Origin of the sequence: Chryseobacterium sp. B21-037, assembly GCF_028570785.1 — a bacterium.
GTDB lineage: Bacteria > Bacteroidota > Bacteroidia > Flavobacteriales > Weeksellaceae > Chryseobacterium > Chryseobacterium proteolyticum.
Window position 1 is genome coordinate 2,421,023 of sequence record NZ_JALGCB010000001.1, and the last position, 12,697, is coordinate 2,433,719.

Genomic DNA, 12,697 nt, shown 5'->3' on the forward strand with positions numbered 1-12,697 from the left:
ATTAAAGTTTCAATCTATTGTAAGACCGGTTCTGCAGTTATATTTTTAGGCTTTCCTGATACCTTTTCATGCAGAGCCTGAAAAACGATAAACAAAACAGGAATAAAAAACAGTCCTAACACAACGCCGCCAATCATTCCTCCAGCGGCACCTATGCTGATGGAGTGGTTACCCATTGCAGAAGGTCCTGTTGCTCTCATCATCGGCGCAATACCGGCAACAAATGCAATCGACGTCATAATAATTGGACGTATTCTCAGTTTGGCAGCTTCCAGTGCGGATTCTACCAGTGAGTGTCCAGCATTTCTTCGTTGGGATGCAAACTCCACGATCAGAATTGCATTTTTAGCAAGTAATCCGATCAGCATAATCAAAGCAACCTGAATATAAATATTGTTGTCAATCCCTGCCAGACGTATTGCCGCAAAAACTCCGATTATACCGGTAGGTACCGACAGAACAACGGCCAAAGGCAGGATGTAACTGTTGTATTGAGCGCATAACAAGAAATAAACAAACAAAAGCGATAATGCAAATATTAACACAGATTGTCCACCGGATAAAATTTCCTCTCTTGTCATTCCGGAAAATTCAAAAGAATAACCTGTAGGTAATTCTTTTTCTGCGACTTCCCTAATAGCCTGAATTGCATCTCCTGAACTGTAGCCTGGTTTCGGCACTGCATTTACCCCAATAGAGTTGTAAAGATTGTACCGGGTAATGACTTCAGGGCCAAACACCCTTTTCAAACTCACTATTGTATTAACGGGTACCATACTTCCTGTTTTATTTTTGACATAAATTTCATTCATTGAAGCAAGGTCGGCGCGTTCTTCTTTTTCCGCCTGGATCATCACCCGATAATATTTACCAAATCGGTTGAAATCTGATACCTGAGCACTTCCAAAATATGCCTGCATACTGCTTAATACATCTTTTTCATCAATACCGAGCTGTTCGATTTTTTCGTGATCCAATATCATTTCAAACTGCGGATAATCCGCGCGAAATGTTGTAAAAGCTACTGCGATTTCAGGTCTTTTCATCAGTTCTGCAATAAAACGATTTGCAATACCTCCGAATTTATCAAGTTTTCCGCCTGCTTTATCTTCAAGAACTATATCCAGTGCATCTACATTACTGAATCCCGGTACTGTCGGGAATGAAAAGACAAAACATTGCGCACCTTTGATCGTATTCATACGTTTCTGAAGTTCTGCAATATTTGCGGATACGTCATTCATATCACCGCGTTCTCCGTCTTTCTTCATCCTGAAAAATGCAACACCCGAAGATGGACTTGTAGAACTTGTCAATATGTTAAATCCCGCTACCTGGTTGAAAGCAAACTTTGCGGGCATATCTCTAACTTTGTCAGCAGCTTCATCAAGAATTGCCTGCGTTCTCTTCATCGATGAACCGGGAGGAAGATTAACTGAGATGGCAATAAAGCCCAAATCCTCGGAAGGAATAAATCCTGTGGGAGTTTTTCTTATTAATAATCCTGTTACCAGCATGATTACCACAAGTGCTCCAAGGCTTATCCATTTAAATTTTATCATTTTCTTTACGCTACCAACATATCGTGAGGTTACATTTTCAAAACCTTTGTTAAATGCGAAGAAAAATCTTTGTTTGAAATTTTTCGGCTTTTCGTGATGGTCATGATTGACATCTTTCAAAAGCAAAGCACACAAAGCGGGACTCAAGGTTAATGCATTTACAGCAGAAATAGAAATAGCTATTGCCAGAGTAAAGGCAAATTGACGATAAAAGACCCCGGCTGAACCGTCCATAAATCCAACAGGTAGAAAAACCGCCGCCATTACAAGAGTAATGGAGATGATTGCGCCGGTTATTTCGTGCATAGCGGACATGGTAGCTTTTCTCGGTGTGATGTTTTTATGTTCAAGTTTTGAATGAACGGCTTCCACCACAACGATTGCATCATCCACAACGATTCCGATAGCAAGAACAAGTGCAAATAAGGTTAGAAGATTTATTGAAAATCCGAAAATCGACATGAAAAAGAATGTTCCGATAATTGCTACGGGTACAGCAATGGCGGGAATCAATGTGGATCGGAAATCCTGTAAGAATATGTAAACGACAATAAATACAAGGATAAAGGCTTCCAGTAAAGTTTGTTGAACCTGTTCAATGGATTGATCCAACATATCTTTGGTGTTGTACAGAATTTGCTGCTTGATTCCGGGTGGAAAATCTTTCTCAGCTTTTTTTAGATATTCACCCACTTTGGTTTGTATTTCCCTAGAATTTGACCCCGGTAATTGAACTACCTCAAACAAAATACTTTGTTTGTCATGTACTGTGTTCAAAGAATTGTAAGTATAACTTCCCAATTCAACTTTGGCAACATCTCTTAATTTCAAGATAGTTCCATCTGAGTTAGATCTAATGATCATGTTTCCATATTCTTCAGGTTTGGTATATTTTCCTGAATACTTAAGAACATACTCAAAAGATCGGTTACTTGATTGTCCTAATCTTCCTGGTGCCGCCTCTTGGTTCTTACTTTTGACAGCTGCCATGACCTCGTTAGGAGTAATACTATATGCGGTCATCTGTGCCGGATTTAGCCAAATACGCATGGAGTAATCTTTATTGCTTCCTAAAAATCTTACCTGTCCAACTCCTTGTATACGTTTTATCTCTGGAATTACGTTTATTTGAGCATAATTTGTTAAATATGTTGCATCATATAGTTTTGGATTTTCACTCATTAGATTGATTGCCATGACCAGTGAATTTTGAACTTTTTGCGTGGTTATACCGGCCTGAACCACTTCGGTCGGCAACAATCCTGTTGCAGATGAAACACGATTTTGAACATTCACCGCAGCCTGATCGGGGTCTGTACCTAACTTAAAATAGACCGATATGGTGAGTGTTCCGTCATTGCTGGATGTTGAACTCATGTAAGTCATGTTTTCAACTCCATTGATTGATTCTTCGAGAGCGGGTGCAACGGCACGAACCATTGTTTCGGCATTGGCGCCGGGATAGTTTGCGGAAACCTGAACGACAGGAGGTGCAATGTCCGGAAATTGTTGAATGGGAAGATCCATGAGACCTACGACTCCCAAAATGACCAGCATAATGGAAACTACTGTCGCAATAACCGGTTTGTCTATAAAAACTTTTAACATAATCTTTAGTTGATATTTATTTTAGCTATTTTTTCTGTCGACTTTTCAGGTTTCACCACAATGCCTTCTTTTAGAGACTCCATCCCTTTTAACACGAGTTGATCACCTGCTTTTAGTCCTTCAGATATATAGTAGGTTGTGTCCGACGTTCCTGATATGGTTAAGGCTACCTGTCGGACTTTGTTATTTCGATCGACCACAAAAGCGAATAGTTTATCCTGCATTTCAAAAGTTGCGGATTGTGGAATTCCGATAACGTTCGATTGCTGCAGGCCCAATTTTATTCGCCCTGAATTTCCGGAACGCAGTAAACCTTGCTCGTTGGGAAATGTTGCACGTAAGGTTATTGCTCCTGTTGTTTTGTCAAAAACAGCATCGACCATATCCAGTTTACCGGCCTGAGGATATACCTGTCCTCCTGAAAGAATGATACTCACAGCAGGAGCATTTTTTATTTTTTCTGCAATTGATGCCCCCTGGAGTCCGTCCTTAAAGGTTACAAAATCTGATTCAGATATGGAAAAATAGGCGTGAATCTCTCTGTTATCGGATAAATATGATAAAGGCTGTACATCAGAAGGAGAAATAATACTCCCCGTCTTTTTAAACAATCTACCTATGAAGCCACTAACCGGCGCCTTAATAGTAGCAAAACCAAGTGTTATTTTAGCATTGCCCGCCTTTGCTTTCGCCTGTTTGAGTCTTGCAATTGATGCTTGATAGGATGCTTGAGCAGTCTTTAACTGATATGGTGAAACAACTTTGTTTTGAACCAAAGGTGTAAGTTTATCGACTTCCAACTTTGCTGTCATGAGATCTGCCTTTGCAACAAGCAACTCACCTTGAGCAAAATTGGAATCTTCTGTGAAAGGTCTTTGATCAATTTGAAACAGAGGTGTTCCTTTTTTTACGTAAGATCCCTCCGTGATATAGATTTTTTCGAGAATTCCAGACACTTGAGCTCGTAATTCAACATCAGTTTGTCCCTCCATTTTGGCAGGATATTCAAGATAGACCATTGCATTGCCTGGATTAACGGTTGCGACAGGAACCGAGGGTATGTTGGCTGACTCTGTTTTGTCATCACCGGATTTACAACCCAGCAATACAGCGATGGCGAACATGCCACCTATTACAGTTTTTTTCATGAAATTTTTATTAAAATATTTGAAATTGTATAAATGTTTAATAGTCTAAAATTGGATTTCTCATTTATAAGGAGATTAATAATTCTGATTTTTACATGTATACTTTTTTGCAAAAGATCTTCTCCTGATCTATTATTTATCATTTTAAATAAGTAATTGTTGTAAAAAATTATTTTGTTCATAAAAGGAAATTATAAAAGTACCAACCGGTATGTTTTAAACACAAGCCTCATAAAAACATACTAATTAGTATGTTTTTAATTAAAAAAAATGCTTTTAGTTTGCAGATTATAAATTAAAAGAGATAAGGATGTCAAAATAACATGTACAATTGATAACATTTTAATCAGTTTAATTTAGAGAATTTATGTAAGTCTTAAATTCTTTTAAAAATGTGTAGTAATATTTTTTTCCCAATATTTTACCCATATTCCTTACGCCATGATATTGAGTTAGGATGTTGAGTGCAATTTTTTTGGCTTCATGATCTGAGCTAAACTGACCTGCCAACTGGCATCTTATTATTTCATTTTCAATTGCTTTACTCCATTTGTTTAATGATACTAACAAAGCCTTTCTAAAGGCTTCAGACAAAGGTGCCATTTCCTGAATTAAGTTCACATTTGGGCATCCGTTTTCAGCTGTCATGAAGGAATGGTCTAACAATAGTCCATGCATCGTATCGTACATGTTCTTCCTGAAATCGGTACTTTTAGACAATGAATTTAGTATAAACGGCAGAATCTGATCATTTATAGTTTCACTAATTAATGCCATACCCATTTCTTGCTTATTACGAAAGTGATAATAAAACGCACCTTTGGTAACCTGAGTTACTCGTAAAATGTCGTCAATACTAGTGGCTTGATACCCTTTTTTGTATATCAGATTCAAGGCGCTTCTTAGAATATTAGATCTTGTAATTTCTGCTTTTGTCATAAAACATACCGATTAGTATGTTGCAAAGGTATGTTTTTTTGATATTAAAACAAAAATTATAAAAAAATAAAATTTATGCATATGTAAAGAAGACAATCAAATTAAATTTCAATTATTCATTGTTTTATTTTGACAGGAAAAAATTATGCTTAGGCAGATCTTGACCGTTAACGTAAATCAGCAGAAGAATAGCGCTGAACGATAAATTTACTTAATTTTGGGCTTATTTGAGAGAATTTTATTAAACAATAATCAAGCATAAATTCCTTACAATAGAAGCATCAGTGGACTAAATTTGGAAAAAACAGATTTGAAATTTAAAAGTCATGCTGATAAGCTTGACAAAATGTCAAAAAATGATTAATAATTATGAAATGTTTATTTTGTTAACCTGCTACTAGCCCGAAATTCAGATGGACTACTTTTAGCAGATCGATAAAAATTTTCTGTCTAGGTGATTTGGTTGATTTTGCGCCTTGGCCGAATGAAGTTATAGAAGCAGAGAAGAAGACAGGAAAGCGACGTATTGTATCATCTCTATGGATCATAATAGAATTCACAGTGAAATCGTCAAACTTGATTATAACGTCGAATATGTAGCTGATGAAGTAAAAAAAGTGAAATACCATCTTTTTATGCAGATTTTCTTTGTAAATTGTATAGAAAGTGAGGATATATAAATGAAAAAGAGGCTCATAATCTCAGAAAGAGCATTCTTAATTTGCTCATCAATAAGCTGAATTTCCAAACTTTCCTTTGGAGTTTTATATATCGTTGCTCATATTACATTATATTTCGCATTGGTGTATTATTTTTAGGCTATATTAATCAATCTAAACGTCAGGTTGATACGCTCCTTCATTGGAATAGTTGATTTAGCGATCCTATGTTCCCAGTTTTCTTGTAGGTCACCTTTCATAATGAGCAATGATCCATGAGGAAGCGGAAGACTGTATTTGCTTTGGTGATGGTCTTTTTTTCTGAAATCAAAGTTCCGGGTTTGCCCAAGGCTGATGGATGCAATTACAGGGCGTTTCCCATATCTGCTCTCCTTGTCTCTGTGCCACGCCACAGAATCATTATTATCACGATAAAGATTTAATAAAACGCCGTTGAATTGATAACCGAATTCTTTTTCTATCCTTTCTTTTAAAGCATATAGTTCGGGTGTCCAATCATTTCTTTTTGACGTATTATTATCGGCTGAATCATATGATTTTGCATCACCATACCAAGCTGTAAGACGCGGTGTCAAAACTTCTTTATCATACATTTTCTGAGTACGCTGTTCCCAAGATGCCGTTTGTAACAAGTTATCTTTTAGAATGTTAGCATCTTCCCTGATCAAAAAATTTTCTTTATACTCCAAAAGGTCTTTAGGAAATTCATAAAACTCTTCGGGATCAAATAGGCTTAATTGAGTCATAATGTGTGATTCTTTTTATTTTTAGATGTGTCGACCTCTGTTAACAGAGAGTTTTTCATCATTTTTGTTACTTTCCTTCGGGGAAGTTTCTAAATTTTGAAGCTTCTAATTTAAGGCACAGACTTCTAGTAGAAATTAACTTATTTCCTATCACCCATTTGTACTTTGATTTCCTTTATATCCGTTTTAATCTCTGTGATAAATTTTTGCATATGATGCTCTGCAACCTCATCGGGTTCATATTCCTTTGTGTTGATACTGCAGGCAAATTCCCAGATTTCCTTGATTTCCGATAAGGGAATTTTATAGGGCTCATAAAATTGATTATCAGCTTTAACCCAGATCCCATCTGCTTCGTGAAACTGAAACCTTTTATAACTGATACCGTCATTAGTTGTAATGAATACATAAGTTTTATCCGTTTTCAACTCTGAAAGATTCTCCACATATTTCCCTACGATGTAAGTACCATTCTTATAGGGAGGCATTGAATCGCCATCAGCAGGAAATGCCCTGAACTTACCACCTTTTAGGAAAGGCAACGATATAGTTTCCAGACTTTCTATGTATTCCGGATCTCCGTAGCCGTTCAAGTAACCCATTGAGGCTTTTTGTGGAATAATCTCAATCTGATCATTACCTTCGTTATCGACCCTAATCGGCAGAAGGATTCTCTTATCAGGAAGTTCAACAATTCCATCGATAGGAAATTTTCTAATATCTACAGTCAGCAGAAGATCAATGCTGACACTATAGTATTCGGAAATTCTAATCAAAACCTCGTAAGGAGCCTCTGAACGACCATCTTCATACTTTGAATAGCGCACTCTGCTCAAAAAAATTTTTTCAGCCAGCTCTTGCTGTGAAATTTTTTTTTGAGCTCTTAAATACCTGATGTTTTCTGAAAAAATTGACATTGATACAATTTGTATCTGCAAATATATAAAAAATGATACAATTAGTATCTAATTTTGTCAAATGGAAAGAGCAATTGCACATATGGATCTAGATACATTTTTTGTATCCTGCGAACGGCTGAGAGACTCTGTACTGGACAAAAAGCCTGTAATCATAGGAGGTGGAGACCGCGGTGTGGTGGCATCATGCTCATATGAAGCTCGCAAATTCGGTGTCCGTTCTGCAATGCCCATCCGTATGGCGCTGCGTTTATGTCCCGAAGCTATGGTAATCAAGGGAGATATGGAATACTACTCCCAGATGTCTCATGTGGTAACGGAAATTATTCAGGAAAAAGTACCCATAATGGAAAAAGCCAGTGTGGATGAATTTTATCTTGACCTCTCCGGAATGGATCAGTTTTTTGGATGTTATCAGTGGACCACAGAAATTGCTGATACTGTCTTAAAAAACACAGGACTACCGATAAGTTTTGCATTATCCACAAATAAAACGGTTTCAAAAATAGGAACCGGTGAAGCCAAACCCGGAAAATTAGAATTGAAAATGAGAGAGATCCAACCTTTTTTGAATCCCTTGTCTGTCAAAAAGATTCCGATGGTTGGCGATGTTACCTTTCAGCTGCTTTCCAGATTGGGCGTGAGAAAGATTGAAACGCTTTCCAAAATGCCTGTAGATGTTTTGCAGGAAATGATTGGAAAAAATGGAATTGAGCTTTGGAAAAAAGCCAATGGCATAGACAACGATCCTGTAGTGCAATATTCTGAACGAAAATCAATATCAACCGAAACTACTTTTACAGAAGACACGATCGATGTGCTGCATATCAACAGCATTCTCAGCGGAATGGTAGAACAATTATGCTACCAGTTAAGAAAAGAAAAATGGCTGACCTCTACTGTTTCGGTAAGAATCCGCTACGCCAACTTTGATACGGAAACCAAACAATGCAAAGTGCCCTACACCTCAGCCGACCATACACTGCTCAACTATGTGCTGGAATTGTTTAAAAAAGTCTATACCCGAAGGATGAGAATTCGCTTAGTGGGAGTCAGGTTTACTGGACTGGTTCATGGTAACCATCAGATGAACCTGTTTGAAGATACAGAAGAGCTGATCTCTTTATATCAGACGATGGATAACCTTAAAAATCGATTTGGAGCTAAAAGCATTGGACGTGCTTCCGGACTTTATTATTAATAACTACTTATGTTTCTTAATTGCCATACTTATCACAGCCTTCGCTATGGAACTATTTCTGTTGAAGATCTGGTACAGCTGGCTGTGGACTATAAACTGAAAGTTTTGGCGTTGACTGATATCAATACTGTTACAGGAATATATCAGTTTTATAAATTGTGTCAGGAAAACGGCGTCAAACCAATTGTAGGTGTTGATGTTCGGGTTGAAAATGAGCAGTATTATATTTGCCTGGCTAAAAATCCTAAGGGTATTGCAGAGGTCAACAGACTTTTAACCGATTATAATTGTGAAGGTATTGAAATTCCCAAAGCGAATCCCGAATTGGAAAACTGTTTTGTGATCTATTCATTGGAGAATATTCCTGAAATATTATTAGAACACGAATACATTGGGATAAAACAGAATGAAATTAATCTTTTGATTAAATCTGAACTGAGATCTCTAATCCATAAAATGGTTATTCTACATCCGGTCACTTTTAAAACCAGTGAGGAATATGAACTTCATAAAGTATTGCGCGCGATTGATGGAAATACACTTTTCACCAAATTGACTGAAGATGATTATTGTAAAAGCAACGAGTACTTCATTGCGAAAAGTAAACTTAAGAACCAATTTGAAAGCTACTCCGAAATCATTGAAAACACCAGACATATTGTTAATGAATGCAGTTTTGATTTTGATTTCGAAACCCCAAAAAATAAAAAGTTTTATACCGACAGCAGGGAAAATGATTTTAAACTATTAACAAAACTGGCATATGAAGGTTTAACAAGACGATATCCTGATAAAAACAGACAGGCTATTAATAGAGTTGAAAAAGAGCTGGCAGTAATTGATCAGCTCAATTTCTGTGGTTATTTTTTGATTACCTGGGATATTATCGAATACAGCAAAAGCATGGGGTTTATGCATGTGGGTAGAGGAAGCGGCGCTAACAGTATCATAGCCTATTGTATTGGGATCACCGATATATGTCCTTTGGAACTGGATTTATACTTCGAACGGTTTCTAAACTTAAATCGAAAAAGCCCACCTGATTTTGATATCGACTGGAGCTGGAAAAACCGGGATACGATCTTAGAATATATTTTTAAGAAATATGGAAAAGATCACGTTGCCTTTTGCGGAACAATTGTAGAATTCAAAAGAAAATCAAGATTCAGGGAAATTGGAAAAGTGTTCGGGCTTCCTGAAGATGAATTGGAACAGCTTTCTAAAAAACCGAAAGAGCAGCACGACCAGAATGCAGTCGTACAGCAGATCTACAAATTTGAACAACTACTAGTAGGATTTCCGAATCAAAGAAGTATGCACTCCTGCGGGATTTTGATCTCCGAAGAACCTATTACCAATTATTCAGCTTTGGAGTTTCCGCCCAAAGAATTTCCTATCGTACAGTTTGATATGCATACTGCTGAAGAGATTGGTCTCGAAAAATTTGACATTTTATCACAGAGAGGATTAGGAACTATCAAAGACGCTGTCAAGCTGATCGAAGAGAAAAGAGGAATATTGATAGATATTGAGGACACCAGAATTTCAAAGAATGAAGAGAAATGCAATGAGTACCTGAGTATCGGAAAGACCATTGGTTGCTTCTATATCGAATCACCTGCGATGAGAGGACTATTGAGAAGACTAAAATGTAACAATTATAAAGTACTCGTTGCTGCGTCATCCATCATTCGACCTGGAGTGGCACAAAGCGGTATGATGCGGGAATATATTTTCCGGCACAATCACCCTGGCCAGTTTGAATATTTCCACGAAGTATTTGAAAAAGAATTAGGAGAAACTTACGGTATTATGGTCTATCAGGAGGATGTGATCAAAATTGCCATGCACTTTGGCGGGGTGTCGGCGGCCAATGGCGATGTTCTGCGAAGGGCTATGAGTGGAAAAGGGCGCTCACTTTCTGCCTTACAAAAGTTACAGGATGACTTTTTCGCATCGTGCAAGAGAAAAGGTCATCCCGAGCAATTGTCCCAGGAAGTCTACAGGCAGATCGAGTCCTTCGCAGGCTATTCTTTCTGCAAAGCACATTCGGCTTCCTATGCGGTTGAAAGCTATCAGAGTCTTTATCTAAAGGTCTACTACCCTATTGAATTTATGGTATCCGCCATTAATAATGGCGGTGGCTTTTACAGAAAGGAAGTGTATGTCCACGAAGCAAAAATGGCCGGAGCTGTGATCCACAACCCCTGTGTCAATCTCAGCGAGTTTCAGACAACCGTCTACGGCACCGATGTCTACTTGGGATTAATGCACATAGAAAATCTGGACGCTTCTGTAAAACTCTTTATTCCGGAAGAACGCAAAGAAAATGGTAATTATAATTCATTGGAGGATTTTGTCAAAAGAGTTAATATTGGTGTTGAAGCCTTACAGATATTGATCTTTGTCGGAGCTTTTAGATTCACAGGTAAACAGAAGCACGAACTGCTGATAGAAGCAAGATTTCTGCTTTCTAAGAATCAGTACAAAACAAGGATTGTATCATTATTTGATGAACCTCAAAAAGATTATGAGTTGCCATTAATCGAAAGAAATCCTTTTGAAGATGCATTTGATGAAATTGAAATATTAGGATTTCCTGTATCTTATTCTATTTTTGATTTATTAAAAACTAAGTACAGAGGCGATGTTTTAGTTAAAGACCTTCTGAAATACCATAAAAGAAAGGTAAAAATGCTGGCTTATTTGATTTCCAGAAAGCACGTTCCCATTAAAATGAAAAATCATCCCGGTAAAAAGGATGATATGTACTTCGGAACTTGGATCGATGCGGAGGGTCAATATTTTGACACAGCTCATTTTCCGGACAGTCTGAAGAAATTTCCTTTCAAGGAAGGTGGTATCTACCTTCTATTGGGAACAGTTGAAGTCGATTATCATTTCCCTACAGTTACCATAACAAGAATGGCAAAAATGCCACTCATTTCTGACCCACGATATTCTATGGATGAGGAAAAGTCTAAAGAAATGGAACAAAGTCTTCGAGAGGATATTAGTATGACTCACCGCAACCCTTATCCACAGGAATATGAAATTGGATTACCGAGAAAAAAGATGAGCTAAATATAACGTTCATAATGTAAAGAATCCATCAGAGCTTACTGCGGATACTATACTTTATCAACAACTTCAAGAAATTCACTGATTGAGAATGTATCAACTTTTTTAGCCTTTTTATCTTTCAGATTGATAAAATTTTCATAGACTTGTTTTACTTGGTTCATACTTGATGGGGAAATTTTAATTACTGCTTTACAGTCTCGACATTCGAAACTAGCACCAGCAATTAGTGCCTGGACATTAAAGTTTATAGGTCCGTTACATACAGGACATTGTATAGTTTGATTTAAGTTCATGATATTTAGATTTAACTTTAATTAATTACTAGACTAAATTATAAATTTTGAAGTAAAATTATCTCCGTATAAACACGCAATTAACTTCCATTCTTCAAAATATATAGATTCTAATCAAAGAAATTAGGATTACCTTCATTTGCTTTAAACTTATTCTCTAGAAGTATTTCCAAAGTCTACAAATGATTACCATAGATTAATCATATGTGATAATCTTCAATATAGTCATTCGTAATATTAGCATTAGTAAAAACACAAAATGAATTATAATAGAGATTAACCTGCTCGAAGTTAAAAAAGATTTCCGTTCTTAAAATTTTATTTTGAATATTATGCTCCTACGTTTCTCTATCAATTTAAATAATCTATTATAAATCTTTCTGTCATATTCTCATCAACTTGTTTCACAAATCGATCTGGCTGATTTATGTTTTTTCTTTATATTGAATATAAAAGATCAGAAAATGTAAAAAATAAGCTAATTTTCAAAATTTGTTGATAATAATGTCTTTTATTTTA

At 36.7% G+C, this 12,697-nt stretch carries 8 protein-coding genes; 2 read left to right on the top strand and 6 right to left on the bottom strand.

Annotated elements, in window-relative coordinates; all coding sequences use genetic code 11:
* Nucleotides 1-14: 14 nt before the first annotated feature.
* The 5 genes from MTQ00_RS10645 to MTQ00_RS10665 all read right to left on the bottom strand — a co-directional run bounded on the left by MTQ00_RS10645 (nucleotide 15) and on the right by MTQ00_RS10665 (nucleotide 7,600).
* Nucleotides 15-3,170, bottom strand: coding sequence for an efflux RND transporter permease subunit (locus tag MTQ00_RS10645; protein ID WP_273648901.1), 3,156 nt, complete (start codon nucleotides 3,168-3,170; stop codon nucleotides 15-17).
* Nucleotides 3,171-3,175: 5 nt separating this feature from the next.
* On the bottom strand, nucleotides 3,176-4,294 hold the full coding sequence (locus MTQ00_RS10650; protein WP_273648903.1) for an efflux RND transporter periplasmic adaptor subunit: 1,119 nt from the start codon (nucleotides 4,292-4,294) through the stop codon (nucleotides 3,176-3,178).
* Nucleotides 4,295-4,669: 375 nt separating this feature from the next.
* The gene (locus tag MTQ00_RS10655; protein WP_273648904.1) at nucleotides 4,670-5,257 is read right to left on the bottom strand and encodes a TetR/AcrR family transcriptional regulator; all 588 of its coding nucleotides are present in this window, start codon (nucleotides 5,255-5,257) and stop codon (nucleotides 4,670-4,672) included.
* A gap of 814 nt (nucleotides 5,258-6,071) precedes the next feature.
* A complete protein-coding gene (locus MTQ00_RS10660; RefSeq protein WP_273648906.1) occupies nucleotides 6,072-6,683 on the bottom strand; it encodes an alpha-ketoglutarate-dependent dioxygenase AlkB family protein in 612 nt (203 codons plus the stop codon).
* Nucleotides 6,684-6,823: 140 nt separating this feature from the next.
* The gene (locus tag MTQ00_RS10665; protein ID WP_273648907.1) at nucleotides 6,824-7,600 is read right to left on the bottom strand and encodes an XRE family transcriptional regulator; all 777 of its coding nucleotides are present in this window, start codon (nucleotides 7,598-7,600) and stop codon (nucleotides 6,824-6,826) included.
* Between the two features lie 61 nt (nucleotides 7,601-7,661).
* Between MTQ00_RS10665 and dinB the strand changes: the two genes are divergently transcribed.
* Nucleotides 7,662-8,801, top strand: a complete 1,140-nt coding sequence (gene dinB / locus MTQ00_RS10670) for a DNA polymerase IV (protein ID WP_273648909.1) — start codon at nucleotides 7,662-7,664, stop codon at nucleotides 8,799-8,801.
* Nucleotides 8,802-8,810: 9 nt separating this feature from the next.
* Nucleotides 8,811-11,885, top strand: a complete 3,075-nt coding sequence (locus MTQ00_RS10675) for a DNA polymerase III subunit alpha (RefSeq protein WP_273648911.1) — start codon at nucleotides 8,811-8,813, stop codon at nucleotides 11,883-11,885.
* Nucleotides 11,886-11,932: 47 nt separating this feature from the next.
* Here the strand turns inward: MTQ00_RS10675 and MTQ00_RS10680 are convergent, their stop codons facing one another.
* Entirely contained in the window at nucleotides 11,933-12,178 is a 246-nt protein-coding gene (locus tag MTQ00_RS10680) for a hypothetical protein (protein WP_273648913.1), read from the bottom strand.
* Nucleotides 12,179-12,697 lie beyond the last annotated feature (519 nt).